This window comes from Streptomyces sp. NPDC002309 (genome assembly GCF_053593375.1).
Map to the genome: position 1 here is coordinate 87,314 of NZ_JBSFCI010000005.1, position 19,285 is coordinate 106,598.

The 19,285-nt window shown below is 72.3% G+C and carries 15 protein-coding genes and 1 riboswitch; of the genes, 6 read left to right on the forward strand and 9 right to left on the reverse strand.

Going from position 1 to position 19,285, the window contains the following annotated elements:
• The first annotated feature begins 6 nt into the window (after positions 1–6).
• The 3 genes from ACWCPM_RS06425 (at position 7) to sepH (ending at position 4,664) form a co-directional block, all read left to right on the forward strand.
• Positions 7–1,245: an MFS transporter gene (locus ACWCPM_RS06425; protein WP_450974986.1), complete on the forward strand. Its 1,239-nt coding sequence runs from the start codon at positions 7–9 to the stop codon at positions 1,243–1,245.
• Complete coding sequence (locus ACWCPM_RS06430) at positions 1,205–2,524, forward strand: D-arabinono-1,4-lactone oxidase (protein WP_450974987.1); 1,320 nt, start codon at positions 1,205–1,207, stop codon at positions 2,522–2,524. Before ACWCPM_RS06425 ends, ACWCPM_RS06430 begins: the two co-directional genes overlap by 41 nt.
• Before the next feature lie 1,105 nt (positions 2,525–3,629).
• Entirely contained in the window at positions 3,630–4,664 is a 1,035-nt protein-coding gene (sepH, locus tag ACWCPM_RS06435) for a septation protein SepH (RefSeq protein WP_450974988.1), read from the forward strand.
• Between the two features lie 103 nt (positions 4,665–4,767).
• On the opposite strand, the gene ACWCPM_RS06440 is transcribed toward sepH, so the two are convergent.
• On the reverse strand, positions 4,768–5,619 hold the full coding sequence (locus tag ACWCPM_RS06440) for a sulfurtransferase (protein WP_450974989.1): 852 nt from the start codon (positions 5,617–5,619) through the stop codon (positions 4,768–4,770).
• A gap of 297 nt (positions 5,620–5,916) precedes the next feature.
• Between ACWCPM_RS06440 and ACWCPM_RS06445 the strand changes: the two genes are divergently transcribed.
• Both ACWCPM_RS06445 and ACWCPM_RS06450 read left to right on the forward strand, forming a co-directional pair.
• Positions 5,917–6,720 (forward strand): VOC family protein, encoded by an 804-nt coding sequence (locus ACWCPM_RS06445; RefSeq protein ID WP_450974990.1) that lies wholly within the window; start codon positions 5,917–5,919, stop codon positions 6,718–6,720.
• A gap of 215 nt (positions 6,721–6,935) precedes the next feature.
• Positions 6,936–7,958, forward strand: a complete 1,023-nt coding sequence (locus tag ACWCPM_RS06450) for an LLM class flavin-dependent oxidoreductase (RefSeq protein ID WP_450974991.1) — start codon at positions 6,936–6,938, stop codon at positions 7,956–7,958.
• Between the two features lie 182 nt (positions 7,959–8,140).
• Here ACWCPM_RS06450 and ACWCPM_RS06455 read toward each other — a convergent pair whose 3' ends face one another.
• From ACWCPM_RS06455 to ACWCPM_RS06470, 4 genes are all read right to left on the reverse strand, one after another.
• Positions 8,141–8,788: a thymidine kinase gene (locus ACWCPM_RS06455; protein ID WP_450974992.1), complete on the reverse strand. Its 648-nt coding sequence runs from the start codon at positions 8,786–8,788 to the stop codon at positions 8,141–8,143.
• Between the two features lie 40 nt (positions 8,789–8,828).
• Positions 8,829–10,019: an alkaline phosphatase family protein gene (locus ACWCPM_RS06460; protein WP_450974993.1), complete on the reverse strand. Its 1,191-nt coding sequence runs from the start codon at positions 10,017–10,019 to the stop codon at positions 8,829–8,831.
• Positions 10,019–10,615, reverse strand: a complete 597-nt coding sequence (locus ACWCPM_RS06465) for a DUF5998 family protein (RefSeq protein ID WP_450975089.1) — start codon at positions 10,613–10,615, stop codon at positions 10,019–10,021. The genes ACWCPM_RS06460 and ACWCPM_RS06465 overlap by 1 nt, the downstream gene beginning before the upstream one ends.
• Before the next feature lie 65 nt (positions 10,616–10,680).
• On the reverse strand, positions 10,681–13,629 hold the full coding sequence (locus ACWCPM_RS06470; RefSeq protein ID WP_450974994.1) for a GNAT family N-acetyltransferase: 2,949 nt from the start codon (positions 13,627–13,629) through the stop codon (positions 10,681–10,683).
• A gap of 175 nt (positions 13,630–13,804) precedes the next feature.
• Between ACWCPM_RS06470 and ACWCPM_RS06475 the strand changes: the two genes are divergently transcribed.
• The gene (locus ACWCPM_RS06475; RefSeq protein ID WP_030021209.1) at positions 13,805–14,086 is read left to right on the forward strand and encodes an HPr family phosphocarrier protein; all 282 of its coding nucleotides are present in this window, start codon (positions 13,805–13,807) and stop codon (positions 14,084–14,086) included.
• Positions 14,087–14,268: 182 nt separating this feature from the next.
• Here the strand turns inward: ACWCPM_RS06475 and ACWCPM_RS06480 are convergent, their stop codons facing one another.
• The 4 genes from ACWCPM_RS06480 to ACWCPM_RS06495 form a co-directional block, all read right to left on the reverse strand.
• Positions 14,269–14,964, reverse strand: coding sequence for a GntR family transcriptional regulator (locus tag ACWCPM_RS06480; RefSeq protein WP_450974995.1), 696 nt, complete (start codon positions 14,962–14,964; stop codon positions 14,269–14,271).
• A 189-nt stretch (positions 14,965–15,153) separates the two neighbouring features.
• On the reverse strand, positions 15,154–15,906 hold the full coding sequence (locus tag ACWCPM_RS06485; protein ID WP_450974996.1) for a M23 family metallopeptidase: 753 nt from the start codon (positions 15,904–15,906) through the stop codon (positions 15,154–15,156).
• 12 nt (positions 15,907–15,918) lie between these two features.
• Positions 15,919–16,084, reverse strand: a riboswitch (cyclic di-AMP (ydaO/yuaA leader).
• Between the two features lie 198 nt (positions 16,085–16,282).
• Positions 16,283–17,671: a M16 family metallopeptidase gene (locus ACWCPM_RS06490; protein WP_450974997.1), complete on the reverse strand. Its 1,389-nt coding sequence runs from the start codon at positions 17,669–17,671 to the stop codon at positions 16,283–16,285.
• Positions 17,668–19,023: a M16 family metallopeptidase gene (locus ACWCPM_RS06495; protein WP_450974998.1), complete on the reverse strand. Its 1,356-nt coding sequence runs from the start codon at positions 19,021–19,023 to the stop codon at positions 17,668–17,670. The genes ACWCPM_RS06490 and ACWCPM_RS06495 overlap by 4 nt, the downstream gene beginning before the upstream one ends.
• Between the last annotated feature and the right edge of the window lie 262 nt (positions 19,024–19,285).

The following is a 19,285-nucleotide window of genomic DNA, read 5'->3' on the forward strand; positions in this document are numbered from 1 at the left end:
GACCCAGTGCCCAGCCCTTACCGCGCCCTCTTCGACGCCCCCGGCTCCAAGGGCTTCTCCGCTGCGGGGTTCCTGGGCCGGATGCCCCTGTCGATGATGGGCATCGGCGTGGTCACGATGATCTCCCAGCTCACCGGGCGCTACGGGATGGCGGGCGCCCTCTCCGCGACCATCGCGCTGTCGGCGGCGGTCGCGGGCCCCCAGGTCTCGCGGCTGGTCGACCAGTACGGGCAGCGGCGGGTGCTGCGCCCCGCGACCCTGCTGGCGCTGGTCGCGGGCGCCGTGCTGCTGCTCGCCGCCCACTACCGGTGGCCGGACTGGGTGCTGTTCGTGTCGTGCGTGGGCATCGGGTGCGTGCCGAGCGTCGGCGCGATGATCCGGGCCCGCTGGGCGGCCCTGTACCGGGGCACCCCGCGACTGCACACCGCGTACTCCTTCGAGTCCGTGGTGGACGAGGTCTGCTTCATCTTCGGGCCGATCATCTCGATCGGCCTGTCCACCGCGTGGTTCCCGGAGGCCGGGCCGCTGCTGGCGGCCTGCTTCCTGGCCGCCGGCGTCTTCTGGCTGACCGCGCAACGCGCCACCGAGCCCGCCCCGCACCCGCGCGAGCGGCGCGGCGGCGGCTCCGCGCTGCGCTCCCCCGGTCTCCAGGTCCTGGTGAGCACCTTCGCGGCCACCGGCGCGATCTTCGGGTCGGTGGACGTGGTCACCGTGGCCTTCGCCGACGAACAGGGCCACAAGGCGGCGGCCAGCGTCGTACTCGCGGTCTATGCGCTGGGCTCCTGTGTGGCGGGTGCCGTTTTCGGGCTCCTGCACTTCAAGGGAGCGCCGGAACCCCGGTGGCTGCTGGGTGTGTGCGCGATGGCCGTGAGTATGATCCCCCTCCTACTGGTCGGGAACTTGCCGTTTCTGGCCGTGGCGCTCTTCGTCGCGGGTCTGTCCATCGCTCCCACGATGATCACGACGATGTCCCTGATCGAAGAGCACGTACCACGCGCGCAACTGACCGAGGGCATGACCTGGGTGAGCACCGGGCTCGCGGTGGGGGTCGCGCTCGGCTCCTCCGTGGCCGGCTGGGTGATCGACGCCGCCGGTGCGCGCGCCGGGTACGGGGTTCCGGCGGTGTCCGGAGCCGTCGCGGTCGCGGTCGGTTTCCTCGGGTACCGCCGGCTCAAGCGGCCGGCTCCGGGTCGGGGAGGCACCGTTGAGCAGCACAGCGAGCGGGAAGAACGGCACGTGGCGTAACTGGGGCGGCAATGTCGCCGCCCGCCCGGCACGGGAGGTCACGCCCGCCTCCGTGGAGGAGCTGAGCGAGGCGGTGCGGCGGGCGGCCGAGGAAGGCCTCACCGTGAAGGCCGTCGGCACCGGGCACTCCTTCACGTCCATAGCGGCCACGGACGGGGTGTTGATCCGGCCTCAACTGTTGACCGGCATTCGCGATATCGACCGGGAGGCCGGGACCGTCACGGTCGAGGCCGGTACTCCGCTCAAGAGACTCAACCTCGCCCTCGCGCGCGAGGGGCTGTCGCTCACGAACATGGGCGACATCATGGAGCAGACGGTCTCGGGGGCCACCAGTACCGGCACCCATGGCACCGGCCGCGACTCCGCCTCGATCGCCGCCCAGATCCGGGGCCTGGAGCTGGTCACCGCCGACGGCTCCGTGCTCACCTGTTCCGAGAAGCTGAATCCGGACGTGCTCGCGGCCGCCCGGATCGGCCTCGGCGCCCTGGGCGTCGTCACCGCGATCACCTTCGCCGTCGAGCCGATCTTCCTGCTCACCGCGCGCGAGGAGCCGATGACCTTCGACCGGGTGACGAGTTCCTTCGACGAACTCTGGGCCGAGAACGAGCACTTCGAGTTCTACTGGTTCCCGCACACCGGGAACGCCAACACCAAGCGCAACAACCGCAGCGCCGGCCCGGAACGCCCTGTGGGGCAGGTCAAGGGCTGGTTCGAGGACGAGTTCCTCTCCAACGGCGTCTTCCAGGTGGCCAACTGGGTCGGCCGCGCGGCCCCGGCGACCATCCCGCCGATCGCCCGGGTCTCCAGCAAGGCCCTCTCCGCGCGCACCTACACGGACATCCCGTACAAGGTCTTCACCTCCCCGCGCCGGGTGCGTTTCGTGGAGATGGAGTACGCCCTCCCGCGCGAGGCCGTCGTGGAGGCGCTGCGCGAACTGAAGGCGACGGTCGACCGGTCCCGGATGCGGATCAGCTTCCCCGTCGAGGTGCGCACCGCCCCGGCGGACGACATCACCCTGTCCACGGCGTCGGGACGGGACACCGCGTACATCGCCGTCCACATGTTCCAGGGCACCCCTCATCAGGCGTACTTCACGGCCGCGGAACGGATCTTCACCGCACACGCGGGACGACCGCACTGGGGCAAGGTGCACACCCGGGACGCCGAGTACTTCGCCGGGGTCTATCCGCGCTTCGGGGAGTTCACGGCGCTGCGGGACCGGCTGGATCCGGACCGGCGGTTCCAGAACGACTACCTGCGGAGGGTGCTGGGTCCGTAGCGGACGCGCCGGGCGCGGGGGCGGCCGCCGGTTCCTCGCCGGTGTCCGGTTCCCCCGGACCGCTCTCGTCCGGTGCGGGAGGCGGCGCCGAACTGCCCGTGGTGTCGGCGTCGCCGCCACGGGACGAGGCGCCGTCGTCCGGGGTGGCGGAGGGGTACCGGACGGGGCGGGTGCCGAACCGTCCCCGCCGGAACCGGAGTCGAGGCCCCCGGAACCGCCGGGGGCCCGGCCCTCGCGGGAGTCCGGCGACGACCCACCGCCGTCGGCAACGAACGCTCCGGGCCTCCGGCCCGCGCACAATGGATCGCGGCCTCCGTGAACTCCCGTGGAGCGCATGGCACTTGTCGCGCAACCGGAGCAGCCCCCGGATCAAGGGCCGGCACCGCGGCGTCGCGGAACTGCTCGCCGGTCCGCGCGAAGAAGTACTGGAGCACCGAACCACCGCAGGTGGCGACGACGCTGACGAGACCCGCGCCCAGGATGGTGCCGTACACCCCGAAGTACGGGGCGGGTCCGACGGCCACCACCACGGTCGAGGCACTGTCCGCGACCTGAGGCACGCTCAGATCGCTCCGCTTCCGCTTCGCCTCCTCCACGGCGCTCGACTCCAGTACGGCATCGGGCCTTTCGCGCATTCCGGCGCGCTACATGCCTTTACCGCACTTGAACGGCCAGGTGTGCGAGAGGGGGACGTACGGCCGAAAGCGGCAGTTCCGCATCCGGGGATTCCGTGAAGTACGCCACGCGCGTGATCGCGCAAGCCCGTCGGCGGTGGCGAAGTAGCGCCCCTCACGAGAAGTTGAGCGGCGCGCCAATCCACGCACGTGGTCCGAATGGAGTACTGTTGCGAGCCCTGGGTCCGGTCTCCAGCCTGGGCGTCCGCGACTTCGAAGGACCGCCGAGAAGGGGCTCGTTGCACAGGGTGACGGAGTTGGTCACTTAGCGTTGCGAAAAGGTAACCGTGTCATAACGGCGTCGCAGGGCCCGCGCCCGACACGCCGGGCAACTCGGCAAGGTTGTGGCAGGCTGCACCCGGGCAGGCCACACTCGACTAGCGGAAGCAGCGACGCACGTGACGTCGGCAGGCACCACCCGGGAGGTCCCCATGCCCGAACTGCGTGTCGTGGCCGTCTCCAATGACGGCACACGGCTGGTGCTGAAGGCTGCGGACAGCACGGAGTACACGCTTCCGATCGATGAGCGGCTCCGCGCCGCCGTGCGCGGCGACCGTCCCCGTCTCGGCCAGATCGAGATCGAGGTGGAGAGCCATCTCCGCCCCCGAGACATCCAGGCGCGGATACGCGCGGGCGCGAGCGCGGAAGAGGTCGCCCACATGGCGGGCATCCCCGTCGACCGCGTGCGTCGCTTCGAAGGCCCCGTGCTGGCCGAGCGCGCCTTCATGGCCGAGCGGGCCCGCAAGACCCCGGTCCGCCGCCCCGGCGAGAACTCCGGCCCGCTGCTCGGCGAGGCCGTGCAGGAGCGGCTGGTGCTGCGCGGCGCCGACAGGGACACCGTGCAGTGGGACTCCTGGCGCCGTGACGACGGCACCTGGGAAGTGCTGCTCGTCTACGTCGTCGCGGGCGAACCGCACTCGGCGAGCTGGACGTACGACCCGCCCCGGCGGCTCGTGCAGGCCGTCGACGACGAGGCCCGCTCGCTGATCGGCGAGGCCGACGACCTCGGTGCGCCCGAGCCCAGCTTCCCGTTCGTCCCGCGCATCGCACGGCTGCCGCGCGAGCGCACGCTGGAGCGGCCCCTCGAACGGGAGCGGCCGGGCCTGCCGCCGTCCCCGGCCGAGCCGGGCGAGGAGGGCGTGAGCGAGCGGGACTCGCTGACCAGTCTGCTGGAGGCGGTGCCGAGCTTCCGGGGCGACCTGGTGGTCCCGGAGCGACCGGCGCCCGAGCCGGTGGAGGAACCCGTCGCCGAGCCCGAGGCGGAGGAGCCTCCGGCGCCCGCGGCCTCGGCGGGTTCCGCCTACGCGGACGTCCTCATGCCGCGCTCCGTCGGCAGCCACCGTGACCGCCTCGTCGGCGCCACCGACCGCCAGGCCGAGGCCGACGGCGTCCGCCCGGGACGCAGAGCGGCGGTTCCCAGCTGGGACGAGATCGTGTTCGGGACACGGCGCAAGAAGCAGGAGTAGTCCCCGGAACAGCCCGAAGCACGAGGGCCCGCACCGCGACGATCGGGGTGCGGGCCCTCGGCGTACGGGTGAGCGGACCGCCCCGCCCCCGCGCGAGCCCGCGTCACTGCGGATCCGGGCCCACCGCCACCGGCCGCGACGGGTCCGAGGACCACTCCGACCACGACCCCACGTAGAGCGCCGCCGGGATCCCCGCCACGGCCAGCGCCAGCACCTCGTGCGCCCCGGAGACACCGGAACCGCAGTAGACGCCCACCTGTTCCCCGTCGCGCGCCCCCAGCGCGTCGAAGCGCGCCCGTAGCTCACCCGCGGGCAGAAAGCGGCCGTCCGCCCCCACGTTCTCGTTCGTCGGCGCCGACACCGCCCCGGGAATGTGCCCACCCACCGGATCGATCGGTTCCACGTCGCCCCGGTAGCGCTCCGCCGCCCGCGCGTCGAGCAGTACACCCGAACGGGCCAACGCCGCGGCCGCGTCCGCGTCGAGAAGTCCTTCGGCGCCGGGCTCCGGCCGGAAGTCGCCCTCCGTCGGCACCGGCAGCGCGGCCGACAGCGCGCCTTCCCAGGCGTGCAACCCCCCGTCCAGGACCCGTACGTCCGGGTGACCCGTCCAGCGCAACAGCCACCAGGCGCGGGCCGCGGCCCAGCCCTGGCCGCCGTCGTACACGACGACCCGGCGTCCCGAGGACACACCCGCACGGCGCATCGCCGCGCCGAACCGCGCGAGGTCAGGCAGCGGGTGGCGCCCGTGAGCGCCTGCGGCGGAGGCCAGCTCGCGGTCCAGATCGACGTAGACCGCGCCGGGGATGTGCCCGGCGGCGTACTCGGTGCGGCCGTCGAACGGCTGCTGACCGGCCGCCTTTGCGACGCTCAGCTGCCAGCGGACGTCGAGCAGGACGGGGGGACGGGTTCCCGCCAGGTCGCTCGCGAGTTCGGATGCGGTGATGATGGCGTTCATGGTCACCATCCTTGCGCACGGGGTGGCCTCATCGTCCAGGCCCGGCTACTCTGCTCGGCCGGACGCACTCGATCACCAGGCGTACGGGATCGAGCACAAGCGGTAGAGCCGATCGACATCCGAGAGCAATCCCCCGGAAACGAACAAGCAACCGCAGACCGGACAACTGCCGGGCGTGGAGCGGAATGCGGCGGTGCGCCCGGAGAGCGGGACAGCGAGGGCGGTGCGAGCATCGGGCACGGGGGTCCGAGAGCGGAAGCGACGCGGCCACCGCGAGGGGCCGAGGGGAGAGTGACGATGACCGAGGCACGGGGGTCGGCCGACCGCGAGGGCGAGGCGCACGCCCGGTGCACGCCCGGCGCACCCTGCTGGGTGAGCCTGATGGTGCACGGTCTGGCCGCGACCGAGGAGTTCTACGGGACCCTGTTCGGCTGGGAGTTCCGCCCCGGGCCGCGGCAGCTCGGCCCCTATGTGCGGGCTCTGCTCGACGGCCGCGAGGTGGCGGGCATCGGGCGGCTGCCGCCGGACCGGCATCTCCCCGTCGCCTGGACGCCGTACCTGGCCTCCGACGACATCGGCCGGAGCGCCGAGACGATCCGGCTGTGCGGCGGCACGGTCGGCGTGGGCCCCCTCGACGCGGAGGACGCCGGGCGGCTCGCCATCTGCTCGGACCCCTCGGGAGCCGTTTTCGGCGTCTGGCAGGCGGCGGCCCATCACGGCATCGGCATCGCGGGGTTGCCGGGGACCCCGGCCTGGCACGAGCTGCTGACGTTCGAGTCGGAGCGCATCGCCAAGTTCTACGGCAGCGTCTTCGGCCACGAGCCGGAACCGGTCGTCTCCGCCGACATCGACTACCTCACCCTGCACCTCGACGGCCGCCCGGTCGCCGGCATCCACGGCATGGGCACGGCGCTCCCCCGGGACCGGGGCCCGCACTGGCTGACGTACTTCGAGGTCGACGACACGGACGAGGCGCTGCACCATGTCACGGGACTGGGCGGCCATGTCCTCAAACCGGCGCGCGAGAGCGCGCACGGGCGGGTGGCCACCGTGACCGACCCCGAAGGCGCGCGCTTCGCCCTGATCCAGAGCCGGCGCTGACGCCGGCGCGCGGCTCAGGCCGACCCCGGAGCCCTCTGCCGGCGCGCGTGACGCGTGGGCGTCCGGTGTGATCCGCGTCCGCGTGGGGCGTCGGCGGGGTGGTCGCGGCAGTGGCCGGGGGCGGGGGCGTCCCGACGGCCGCCCGGCCGGTCGGGCCTGGTCACCGCGTACCGATGGCGGGAATAAGCAGGGGTCGCCGGACGCTTTCCGCGCGCATGAAGAAGATTGGTTTTCTCTCGTTCGGCCACTGGTCGCCGAGTCCGCACTCCCAGACGCGGTCCGCGGCGGACTTCCTGCACCAGTCCATCGACCTGGCGGTCGCGGCCGAGGAAATCGGGGTGGACGGTGCGTACTTCCGCGTACACCACTTCGCGCGGCAGGCGGCCGGCCCGTTCCCGCTGCTCTCGGCCATCGGTGCACGGACCTCGAAGATCGAGATCGGCACCGGCGTGATCGACATGCGCTATGAGAACCCGATGTACATGGCCGAGGACGCCGGTGCCGCCGACCTCATCTCGGGCGGCCGACTGCAGCTCGGCGTCAGCCGTGGGTCACCGGAGCAGGTGATCGACGGCTGGCGCCACTTCGGTTACGTCCCCGCCGAGGGCGAGACCGGGACGGACATGGCCCGCCGGCACACCGAGGCCTTCCTCAAGGTGCTCGACGGCGAGGGCTTCGCCGAGCCCAACCCGCGGCCGATGTTCCCCAACCCGCCGGGGCTGCTGCGCATCGAGCCGCACTCCGAGGGGCTGCGCGAACGGATCTGGTGGGGGTCCGGCTCCAACGCGACCGCGGTCTGGGCGGCGAAGCTGGGGATGAACCTGCAGAGTTCCACGCTGAAGAACGACGAGACGGGTGAGCCGCTGCACGTCCAGCAGCGCAAGCAGATCGAGGCGTACAAGGAGGCGTTCAAGGCGGCAGGCCACGCGCGCGAGCCGCGGGTGTCGGTCAGCCGCAGCATCTTCGCCCTGACCGACGACGTCGACCGGGCCTACTTCGGCCATGACCGCAACTCGCGGGACCAGATCGGCAGGATCGACGACACGACCAAGGCGATCTTCGGCCGCTCGTACGCCGCCGAGCCGGACGTGCTGGTGAAGCAGCTCCAGGAGGACGAGGCGATCCAGGCCGCGGACACCCTGCTGCTGACCGTCCCGAACCAGCTCGGCGTCGACTACAACGTCCATGTGCTGGAGAGCATCCTCACCCACGTGGCACCCGGGCTCGGCTGGCGCTGAGTGGTGCGCCCGCCGTGTGCGCCCGCCGCGTGCGGTCGGGGCGGGCGCACGCGGCGGGGCGGTCGTCGGGCGCCCCGCCGGGTGCGTGACTGCGTATGGGCTGAACGTCGAGCCCGCCTGGCGCGGGTGCTTCCGGGCGCCCGCCCCACAAGACGCGGTCGGCGAGGGGCCGGGGACCCTCGTCAGGCCGAAGTGATGGGCAGCACGTCGGGCGACAGTGGCGCCGCGTGCGCGGAGGCGGCCGTCATACGGCGCCGGTGATGCCGGCGACACAGCACCTCGTAGCCGACGGTGTCCGCCTGGTTGACATCGCCGACGACCACCTGGGCACCCTCGACGACCATCTGACCGCCGACCGTGCGGGCGTTGTGCGTGGCCCGGGCGCCGCACCAGCACAGGGCCTCGACCTGGAGCACCTCCACCCTGTCGGCCAGCTCCACCAGCCGCTGGGAGCCCGGGAAGAGCTTGGTGCGGAAGTCGGTCGTGATGCCGAAGGCGTAGACGTCCAGGCCCAGGTCGTCGACCACGCGCGCGAGTTGGTCGATCTGCTCCGGCGCCAGGAACTGCGCCTCGTCCGCGATCACGTAGTCCGCGCGCCCGCCCTGCGAGAGCCGGTCCACGATGTAGGCGTACAGGTCCATGCCGTCGGCGACCTCGACCGCGTCCGTGACCAGGCCGAGCCGGGAGGACAGCTTGCCCTCGCCGGCGCGGTCGTCACGGGTGAAGATCACGCCCTGCAGTCCGCGCGTGGAACGGTTGTGCTCGATCTGGAGAGCCAGTGTCGACTTCCCGCAGTCCATCGTTCCGGAGAAGAACACCAGCTCGGGCATGGGAAGTCGAACACCTTTCGGCAAGAGGTCGGGGTGGGGGTCAGGAACGTACTTCGAACAGCGGGACCAGCTGCTCGGCAGGGGTCATCGAGCCGTGGTTGCCCACCATCAGGGACTCCTTGGGCTCCCGCTGGGAGGCGATGAGCAGCACGTCGTCGCAGGCGGCCGCGACCACGTCGCCGATGCGCGCGTACACCCGGTCGTCGATGTGCGGCCCGAACCAGCCCGCCGCGATCGCCTCGTCCCGCGAGGCCACCCAGAACTGCTCGCCGAGCACCTCGCGCCAGCAGGTCAGTACGTCGTTGCCGGCGCCCGGCACCGCGTACACGTGCCGGGCGCGGCCCTCGCCGCCGAGCAGGGCGACGCCCGCGCTCAGCTCCCAGTCCTCGTCGAAGTCGATGCGGTGCTGCTCGTCGAAGGGCACGTCGACCATGCCGTGGTCGGCGGTGACGTAGAGCGCGCTGCGCGGCGGCAGTTGCTCGGCCAGGCGCTGGACCAGGCGGTCGACGTGCATGAGCTGACCGACCCAGGTGTCGGAGGCGACGCCGTAGCGGTGACCCGCGCCGTCGAGTTCGGCGTAGTACGTGTAGACGAGACTGCGGTCGCCGGCGGCGAGCTGCTCGGCGGCGAGGTCCATGCGCTCCTCACCGGTCAGCCGCCCGTGGAACGTTCCTCCGCTGAGCGCGACCTTCGTCAGCGGGGTGTTCTGGAAGGCGGGCGACGAGACCTGCGCGGCGTGCACCCCGGCGCGCTCGGCCAGCTCGAAGACCGTGGGATAGGGCTGCCAGACGGCCGGCGGGGTCCAGGGGTGCCAGCGGAGCTGGTTCATCAGCTCGCCGGTGTCCGGGTTGCGTGCGGTGTAGCCGGGCAGGCCGTGCGCGCCCGGCGGGAGGCCGGTGCCGACGGAGGCCAGGGAGGTCGCGGTGGTCGCCGGGTAGCCGGTGGTGAGGGGACGGCCCGTGCCGCCGCGCGAGGAGGGGAGCAGCGAGGTCAAAAAGGGCGCCTCCTGCGGGTGTGCCTTCACCTGTTCCCAGCCGAGCCCGTCGATCAGGAACACGCAGACCCGGTCCGCGGGAGTGAGCTCGGTGATCGCCGCGGTCATGCCGGGTACGCCCATGCCGGCGGCCAGGGTCGGCAGGAGGTCGGCGAGCGAGCCCGTGCCGTACTCGGGGCGCGGGGCGGACTCGACTGCGAGGGGCTCGGGGTGTTCCCAAGCGGCGGGCTGAGCCATCAGCGCGTGGGGTCCGCGGTCGCCTCGGAGATGGCCTGCGCGAAGACCAGCGCCTGGCGGACCGTCTCCGGGCCGTCCCCGGCCTCGCTCACGCGCAGGCTGAGGTCGTCCGCGGTCGAGCTGCCCGTGTAGCCGTGGTCGGCCTCGCAGTTGGGGTCGCCGCAGGCGGCGGGCTCCAGGTCGATGCGGGAGACGGCACCCCAGCCGATGGTCAGCACCACCTCGCGCGGGAGGGTGCCCGGCGTGTACGACTCGGGGTTCGCGACGACGCGGCTGACCACGACCGAGGAGATCCGGTCGAGCTTCACCGACTCCGTCGAGGTCGTGGCGTACGGCGCCGGCGAGGTGCTGTCGGCGGCCTGCTCATCGGTGTGGCTGACGATGAAGCGGTGGTCGGTCAGCACGAGCACGGTCACATGCCGCCGCACCTCGTTCTGGTCGAACGTCGTCTCCTGGTGGACCAGGTACGACCGGATGGGCTCGCCACCCACAGCGGCCTCCACCGCCTCGGCCACGAGTGCCGGGTAGTAGCCGCTGCGCTCGATCGCCGCACGCAGCCCCTGGGTCGTCGTAGTGGTCTTGGCCATGCCGTCCATCCTACGGGGACCCACTGACTGCGAGGCACCGCTCGGGCGCGGCCGGGTGGTGCCGGACTCCGGACTCAGTACGTCGGCAGGGTCCGCGGGCCCAGGTCGCCGCGGACGGGGGGCGGGGCCAGGCGGACGGAGGCGCCCAGGACGCTCAGGCCGTGCGACGCGACGACCACGGGCTCGAGGGTGACCGCGACCACCTCCGGGTGGTCGTCGACCAGACGGGAAACCCGCAGGAGCAGCTCCTCGAGGGCCGGGGTGTCGACGGGGGTGGAGCCGCGCCAGCCGAAGAGGAGCGGCGCGGTCCTGATCGAGCGGATCATCGAGGTCGCCTCCCGGTCGGTGACCGGGACCAGCCGGTGCGCGGTGTCACCGAGCAGCTGCGAGGCGGCCCCGGCGAGCCCGAAGGAGAGCACCGCTCCGACGGCCGGGTCGATCACGGCCCTGACGACGGTGTCCACCCCGCGCGGGGCCATCCGCTGCACGACCGGTCGCAGCTGCTCAGGGGCGCCGAACATCTCCGCCAACTCGGCGTATGCCCGGCGCAGTTGCTCCTCGTCCGCGAGATCGAGCCGGACACCGCCGAGGTCGGCACGGTGACGCAGGTGGGGCGCGGTGGCCTTGAGGGCGACGGGGTAGCCGAGGGCGCGGGCCGCGGCCGCCGCCTCGTCGGGGGTCGGGGCGGGCAGGGCACGGTGCACACGGACGCCGTACCGGCGCAGCAGCTCGCAGGTCTCCTCCGTGCCGAGCGTGAGCCCCTGTCCGCGCGCGAGCAGCCCGCCGATCAGCTCCGCCGCTCCCTTCTCGTCGATGTCGTCGTACTCGGGCACCTTCCCGGGGTCGGCGGCCTCCCGACGCCACTGCCCGTAGTTGACGGCCTGCGCGAGCGCGCGGACGGCGCGTTCGGCGGCGGGATAGGCGGGGATCAGGCGGGAGTCCCTGGGGGGCAGGGGCGTGGAAGTCGTGGGGGTTTCCTCACCTGCGGTGACGTTCGACGTGCGTGTCCGTGGGGGCTGCGAGGGCTGCGGGGCCTGCGAAGGACTCGCCGCGCGCGTGGACCACGGCCTCGACGGCTCCGGGCGTGAGGGTTCGGCGACTCGCCCGGCGCTCGGCGACGCCTGGGGTGCGGCGCTCAGCGACGCCTGGGGTGCCGTGCTCGCCGCCGCCGAGAGCGCGTCCGCGAGTCCGCCCAGCTCCACGTGCACCACCAGCACGGGCTTGGCCGGTACCGCCGCCGCGCCCGCCCTGAGCGCCTCCGCCAGCGCCGCGTCCCCCGCCTGTCCCTCCCCCACCATGGGTATCGCGGTCACCACGACCGCGTCGCACGTTTCGTCGGCCAGCGCCCGCGCCAGCGCCTCCCGGAAGTCCTCGGGCGACGCCGCGGTGGTGAGGTCCCGCGGCGCCTGCGGCCGCAGCCCCTCGGCCAGGCACGCGTCGTAGGTGAGCAGCCCCAGGGATTCGGAGTTCCCGAGGATCGCCACCCTCGGCCCCGCCGGCAGCGGCTGGCGCGCGAGCAGCAGACCGGCGTCCACCAGTTCGGTGATCGTGTCCACCCGGATCACCCCGGCCTGCCGCAGCAGCGCGGACACCGTGGTCTGCGGCAGCCGGGTGGCCCGTACCGCGTGCCCCTGCGGCGCCCCACCCCCGTGGAGCGCGCCCTGCACCACGACGAGCGGCTTCGTCGCCGCGGTCCGCCGCGCCAGGCGGGTGAACTTGCGCGGGTTGCCGATGGTCTCCAGGTACATCAGGACGACATCGGTGTCCGGATCGTCGTACCAGTACTGGAGCAGGTCGTTGCCGGAGACGTCCGCGCGGTTGCCGGACGCGACGAACGTCGACACACCCGTGACGCCGGTGACCCCGCCGCCGCGCCGGTGCAGCCGGGACAGCAGCGCGATACCGATCGCTCCCGACTGCGCGAACAGCCCGATCCGTCCGGGCCGGGGCATCTCCGGTGCCAGCGAGGCGTTCAGCTGCGCCCCCGGGGAGGTGTTGATGATCCCGAAGGCGTTCGGCCCGATGATCCGCATGCCGTACGCGCGCGCGTGCCGCACGAGTTCACGTTGCCGCTCGCGTCCTTCGGGCCCGCTCTCGGCGTACCCGGCGGAGAGCACGACGAGTCCCTGGACCCCGTGTTCGCCGCACTCGGCGACCACCTCGGGAACGTGTTCGGCGGGCACCGCCACCACCGCGAGGTCGACGGGCTCGGCGATGTCGCGCACCGACCGGTACGCCGGCACCCCGTCGAGTTCCTTCCGCCCCTCGGGCAGCGCCCTGTTCACGGCGTAAAGGCGGCCGGTGAATCCCGCCTCCCGGATGTTGCCGAGCACACTGCGGCCCACGCCCCCGGGCGTGCGCCCGGCGCCGACGACCGCGATCGCACCGGGCGTCAGCAGTCGCCGGACCGACCGTCCCTCGGCGCGCTGCTCACGCGCGCGCTGCACCGCGAGCGAGCGGTCGGTGGGTTCCAGGTCGAACTCCAGGCGTACGACGCCGTCCTCGAAGCTGCGCTTCTGGGTGTACCCGGCGTCCGTGAACACCTTGATCATCTTGTTGTTGGCGGGCAGCACCTCGGCGGCGAAGCGACGGACGCCACGCTCCCGGGCGACGGCGCCTATGTGCTCCAGCAGGGTGGAGGCGACGCCGCGCCCCTGGTGGGCGTCCTGCACCAGGAAGGCGACCTCGGCCTCGTCGGCTGGGGCGGACGCGGGCATGCCGTCGGCGCCGATGCGGTCGTAGCGTACGGTGGCGATGAACTCGCCGCCGATGGTGGCCGCGAGTCCCACCCGGTCCACGAAGTCGTGGTGCGTGAAGCGGTGGACGTCCTTCGCGGACAGGCGCGGGTAGGGCGCGAAGAACCGGTAGTACTTCGACTCGTCCGACACCTGCTCGTAGAAGCTGACCAGGCGCTCGGCGTCGTCGACGGTGATGGGCCGGATGCGTGCGGTGCCGCCGTCGCGCAGCACCACGTCGGCCTCCCAGTGGGCGGGGTACTCGTGCCGGTCCGACGGGCTCTGCATGGGCCCCAGAGTACGGCTCGCGTACGACAGCGGCGCGAGGCAGTGTGTGGAGGGGCACACCGGACCGAGGCCGCGGTCCGGTGCCGTCCGGACGTGACGCAGGTCCCGTCCGGGCACGCTTCGCGATATGGGAAACTGGTCTAGACAACCCTGAACACCCGAAGGGCAGCATCACATGGCTGAGCGCCGCGTCAACGTCGGCTGGGCCGAGGGCCTCCACGCCCGCCCCGCCTCCATCTTCGTCCGAGCCGCCACGGCCGCAGGCGTCCCGGTGACGATCGCCAAGGCGGACGGCAACCCCGTCAACGCGGCCTCCATGCTGGCCGTCCTGGGTCTGGGCGCCCAGGGTGGCGAGGAGATCGTCCTGGCCTCCGACGCCGAGGGCGCGGACGCCGCGCTCGACCGTCTGGCCAAGCTGGTGGCGGAGGGTCTCGAGGAGCTCCCCGAGACCGTCTGAACCCGCTGACGGCATTTCTGCGGCCGCGTCGCCCATTCCGGGCGGCGCGGCCGCGCCGTTTTCCCGCCGGCCCGCTCGACCGTACTTTCGCCACGCGGTCCGAGGGAATTCCAGGCATGACGAAAAGGGCAGCGGAAATACACCGCCACCGATTATCACTTTCTTTGTATACGGTGCCCGTGTTAATGCCGGAGGCCCGACATGTTTACGGCATGTTGCGAGGTCCTCACACGGTCCGCGCGATCGCCGCCGCCGGGGAGGCGGAGCCGGTGCGCGCCGGTCGCGCGCTCGGCGTGCACCGCCGTGACCGCGCGCGCCCGCTCGCCGTCGCCGCGCGCCACCGCGTCCACGATCGCGCCGTGCTCCGCCCAGGACTCCGCGAGGCTGGCGGGCGCCTCCACCGCGTACGTCCAGGCGATCTTGTGCCGCAACTGGGTCAGCATCGCGATCAGCGCGGGGCTCCCGGAAGCCTGGGCGAGCGTCTCGTGGAACCAGCCGCCCAGGGAGCGCAGATCCTCGCTGCCGCCCCGCCTGGCCCGCTCCTGACCCAACCGGACCAGGCCCCGCAGCACCTTCAGATGGGCCTCGGTGCGCCGTTGCGCGGCCCGCGCGGCGCCGAGCGGCTCCAGCAGCAGGCGCATCTCCAGAAGGTCGGCGGCCTCCTGCTCGGTCGGCTCCGCGACGCACGCGCCCGCGTGCCTCCGGGTCACCACGAAGCCCTCGGCCTCCAACGTGCGCAGGGCCTCGCGGACGGGGACGCGCGAGACGCCGTAGCGGCGCGCGAGGAGCTCCTCGGTGAGCCGGCCGCCACGCTCGTAGACACCCGCGACGATGTCGTCCCGGATGGCCGTGCACACCGAATGCGCCGGAATACGCATGACCGACCTCCGCCTTAATCCCCGTGAAACGCCGACGACTGACGTGTGTTCCGTGACTCTATTGCAATGAGCCGGAATTTCCGATGGCGGGCCGGAATCCATGCATATTTTTTGGACATACAGGTGGACGAAACGCCGAAAGCCCCGGCTCGGGGAGAGCCGGGGCCACGGGAGGCGGGGACGGCGCCGTCAGACGCCGACGCCGTGCGAGCGGAGGTAGGCGAGCGGATCGATGTCCGTGCCGTACTCCGCCGTCGTCCGGGCCTCGAAGTGCAGGTGCGCCCCGGTGACGTTGCCGGTGGCCCCGGACAGGGCGATCCGCTGCCCCGGGGTGACCGTCTGGCCCACCGAGACCGAGAAGGACGACAGGTGACCGTACTGGGTGTACGTGCCGTCGTTCATCTTGATCACTACTTGATTGCCGTACGCACCGCCCCAGCCGGCCTCGACGACCGTGCCGGAGCCGACCGCGCGCACGGGCGTGCCGCTCGCCGCGTGGAAGTCGACACCGGTGTGGCTGCCGGAGGACCACAGGGCACCGCCGGCCCGGTAGCCGGTGGAGACGTAGGAACCGCCGATCGGCGACACGAAGGTGTTGAGGCGCTTGCGCTCGGCCGCACGGGCGGCGCGCTCCTCGGCCTCGCGGGCCTCCTCGGCGCGCTTCTTGGCGGCGGCCTCGGCCTTCTTCTCGGCCTCGGCCTCCGCGGCCGCCTGCCGCTGGGCGACGGCTTGGGCGTCTATCTGCGCGGCGACGGCGTCGCCGATGCTGATGACCGGGAGCAGGCCGGTCTGCTCGGCCACGGGCTCGTCGGCGAGCGCGGGAACGGCCAGGGTGCCGAGGACGCCGGTGGTGGTGAGGGCCGCGACTCCCGCGGCGCGGGCGGTGGTGCGCTTCGTCCGGCTGGGACGACGATGCTTCCCGGTGGCGCGCGTGAACGCCATGTAGTGGCTGGTCCTTTCCTTCCCTCTCGCCTACCGGGTTAGCTGACGGGTTCGGAGCAGGAAGGTCTCCTACGGACTCCCTCGCCGTGCGCGGGCGTCCGATTCACCCCAGGGACTTCATGGTTGGGTCCCCGGCTCCCCTGGCTCGCGCCGTACGGGGACTCGGCGATGACTGCCCGGTGCCGCGGACGCGGCGCACTGCGTGACGGACAGCCCGGACGACGCTAAGCGGGACATCTTTCAATCCCCAAACACATTCGGGCTTTTGTAGCGCATCCCACAGGTCAGACAGGAAACCTCTCCCCCAATTGGGACATAAGGGGGCCCTGGTGACACATCAGTCACCAGGGCCCCACGCGCGTGCCGGTCGCCGGCCCTACTCGGCCGACACGACCGTGACTTCGCCGATGCCGAGGGCCTCGACGGGCGCCTTGATCTGCGCCGCGTCACCCACGAGGATCGTCACCAGACGATCCGCCGGGAAGGCGCTGACGACAGCCGCGGTCGCCTCGACGGTGCCGGTGGCGGCGAGCTGCTGGTACAGCGTCGCCTGGTAGTCGTCGGGGAGGTGCTGCTCGACCTGGTCGGCCAGGGTCCCCGCGACGGCCGCCGCGGTCTCGTACTTCAGCGGCGCCACACCCACGAGGTTCTGCACGGCGACGTCCCGCTCGGCGTCCGTGAGCCCCTCCGCGGCGAGCGTGCGCAGCACCGTCCAGAGGTCCTCCAGAGCGGGACCGGTGTTCGGTGTGTCCACGGAACCGCTGATGGCGAGCATCGCGGCACCGCTGCCGTCGGGCGCGGAGCGCAGCACCTGACCGAACGAACGCACCCCGTAGGTGTAGCCCTTCTCCTCGCGCAGGACGCGGTCCAGACGGGAGGTGAGGGTGCCGCCCAGGCTGTATGTGCCGAGTACCTGGGCCGCCCAGACGCGGTCGTGCCTGTCGGGCCCGACGCGGCCGATCAGCAGCTGGGTCTGGACGGCGCCGGGACGGTCGACGATCACCACGCGGCCGGTGTCGTCGGCCGTCACCGGCGGCAGGGGACGCGGCTGCGCCTGCGAGCCGGCCCAGGCGCCGAGGGTCTCGCCGAGCAGCACCTCGACGTCGATGCCCGTGAGGTCGCCGACCACCACGGCGGTGGCCGTGGCGGGGCGGACGTGCCGCTCGTAGAAGGCGCGGACGGCGACGGAGTCGATCTTCGCGACCGTCTCCTCGGTGCCCTGGCGCGGGCGGGCCATGCGCGAGGCGGCCGGGAACAGCTCCTTGGAGAGCTCCTTGGCGGCCCGCCGGGCGGGGTTGGCCAGCTCGTGCGGGATCTCGTCGAGGCGGTTGCGGACCAGCCTCTCGACCTCGCTGTCGGTGAAGGCGGGCGCCCTGAGGGCGTCGGCCAGCAGTCCGAGGGCCTTGGGCAGGCGGGAGACCGGCACCTCCAGGCTCAGCCGGACGCCGGGGTGGTCGGCGTGCGCGTCCAGGGTGGCACCGCAGCGCTCCAGCTCGGCGGCGAACTCCTCGGCGGAGTGCTTGTCGGTGCCCTCGGAGAAGGCCCGGGCCATGATCGTGGCGACGCCGTCGAGACCGGCCGGTTCGGCCTCCAGAGGCGCGTCGAGCAGCACCTCCACGGCCACGACCTGCTGGCCGGGGCGATCGCAGCGCAGCACCGTCAGGCCGTTGTCGAGCGTCCCGCGCGCGGGAGCCGGGAACGCCCAGGGGCGGGCCACGCCCGCCTGCGGCCGGGGGTGGAAGTTCATCGTGGCGAGCTCGGTCACTTGGCCGCCTCCTCGGTGTCGTCGTCTGCGTCGGTCTCGGCGGCTTCCGGAGCAGTGGGCTCGTAGACGAGCACCGCGCGGTTGTCGGGCCGCAGGCGTGCCTTGGCGACCTCCTGGACCTCCTCGGCCGTCACCTCCAGCAGGCGCCGCACGGCGGTGAAGGCGAGCTTCGGATCTCCGAACAGCACCGCGTAGCGGCAGAGTTCGTCGGCGCGGCTGGCAACCGTGCCCAGCCGGTCCAGCCACTCCCGCTCCAGAAGGGCCTGCGCCCGCTCCATCTCCTCGGCCGTCGGGCCCTCCTCGGCGAACCGGGCGAGCTCCTCGTCGATGGCGGCCTCGATCACCGGCACCTCGACGTCACCGGACGTCTTCACGTCCAGCCATCCCAGGGACGGCGCTCCGGCCAGCCGCAGCAGGCCGAACCCGGCCGCCACCGCCGTGCGGTCGCGGCGTACGAGCCGGTTGTACAGGCGGGAGGACTCGCCGCCGCCGAGGATGGTGAGCGCGACGTCGGCCGCGTCGCACGCGCGTGTGCCGTCGTGCGGAAGCCGGTAGGCACCCATCAGGGCACGCGCCGGGACCTCCTCCTCGATCACCTCACGCAGTTCCTCGCCGATGACCTCGGGCAGCGAGCCGTCGCGCGGGGCGGGCTTGCCGTCATGGGCGGCGATGGAGCCGAAGTACTTCTTGATCCATTCGAGCGTCCGCTCGGGATCGATGTCGCCCACCACCGACAGCACCGCGTTGTTCGGCGCGTAGTACGTGCGGAAGAACTGGCGGGCGTCCTCCAGGGTCGCCGCGTCCAGATCGGCCATCGAACCGATCGGCGTGTGGTGGTACGGGTGGCCGTCCGGGTACGAGAGGGCGGCGAGCCGCTCGAAGGCGGTGCCGTAGGGGACGTTGTCGTAGCGCTGGCGGCGCTCGTTCTTGACGACGTCCCGCTGGTTCTCCATCGACTCGTCGTCCAGGGCGGTGAGCAGCGAGCCCATGCGGTCCGCCTCCAGCCAGAGCGCGAGCTCCAGCTGGTGGGTGGGCATGGTCTCGAAGTAGTTGGTGCGCTCGAAGCTGGTGGTGCCGTTCAGGGAGCCTCCAGCGCCCTGCACCAGCTCGAAGTGCCCGTTCCCCTTGACCTGGGCGGAGCCCTGGAACATCAGGTGCTCGAAAAGGTGAGCCAGCCCGGTACGCCCCTTGACCTCGTGGCGCGAGCCGACGTCGTACCACAGGCACACCGCGGCGACCGGGGTCAGGTGGTCCTCAGAGAGCACCACACGCAGGCCGTTGTCCAAGCGGTGCTCTGTCGCTGTCAGCCCGCCGGAGCCTGCCTCGGCTGTGGCCGTGTGACCCATGGGCATGTACGTCCCTTCGATCGCTGTGCGGTCGGGAAACCGCAGTATTCCTGCCAGTCCTGCCACTGTATGCAAGCGTGCCGAGCCGGTGTGAAGTTCCCGGATCGCGTACGCCCTGAGCGAGAATCCGGTTGCCCTCCGGGAAGGCGTAGCCTGCGGGTCAGCGCGGGGCCGGGCGGCCGACGTCGGGTCCAGCGTCCGCGCTGTCAGTGGCGCGGTCCACAATGGTCCGCGTCAGATGCCGTTCACGCTTCAGCACGAGTGAGCC

What these genes read in the sequence shown, in the direction of transcription:
- ACWCPM_RS06470 (WP_450974994.1), bottom strand. Translation starts at nt 13,629, where the DNA reads ATGCAGAGCCCGTCGGACCGGCACGAGTACCCCGCCCACTGGGAGGCC.
- ACWCPM_RS06480 (WP_450974995.1), bottom strand. Translation starts at nt 14,964, where the DNA reads ATGCGTATTCCGGCGCATTCGGTGTGCACGGCCATCCGGGACGACATC.
- ACWCPM_RS06450 (WP_450974991.1), top strand. Translation starts at nt 6,936, where the DNA reads ATGAAGAAGATTGGTTTTCTCTCGTTCGGCCACTGGTCGCCGAGTCCG.
- ACWCPM_RS06465 (WP_450975089.1), bottom strand. Translation starts at nt 10,615, where the DNA reads ATGGACGGCATGGCCAAGACCACTACGACGACCCAGGGGCTGCGTGCG.
- ACWCPM_RS06455 (WP_450974992.1), bottom strand. Translation starts at nt 8,788, where the DNA reads ATGCCCGAGCTGGTGTTCTTCTCCGGAACGATGGACTGCGGGAAGTCG.
- ACWCPM_RS06475 (WP_030021209.1), top strand. Translation starts at nt 13,805, where the DNA reads ATGGCTGAGCGCCGCGTCAACGTCGGCTGGGCCGAGGGCCTCCACGCC.
- ACWCPM_RS06485 (WP_450974996.1), bottom strand. Translation starts at nt 15,906, where the DNA reads ATGGCGTTCACGCGCGCCACCGGGAAGCATCGTCGTCCCAGCCGGACG.
- ACWCPM_RS06495 (WP_450974998.1), bottom strand. Translation starts at nt 19,023, where the DNA reads ATGCCCATGGGTCACACGGCCACAGCCGAGGCAGGCTCCGGCGGGCTG.
- sepH (WP_450974988.1), top strand. Translation starts at nt 3,630, where the DNA reads ATGCCCGAACTGCGTGTCGTGGCCGTCTCCAATGACGGCACACGGCTG.
- ACWCPM_RS06460 (WP_450974993.1), bottom strand. Translation starts at nt 10,019, where the DNA reads ATGGCTCAGCCCGCCGCTTGGGAACACCCCGAGCCCCTCGCAGTCGAG.
- ACWCPM_RS06440 (WP_450974989.1), bottom strand. Translation starts at nt 5,619, where the DNA reads ATGAACGCCATCATCACCGCATCCGAACTCGCGAGCGACCTGGCGGGA.
- ACWCPM_RS06445 (WP_450974990.1), top strand. Translation starts at nt 5,917, where the DNA reads ATGACCGAGGCACGGGGGTCGGCCGACCGCGAGGGCGAGGCGCACGCC.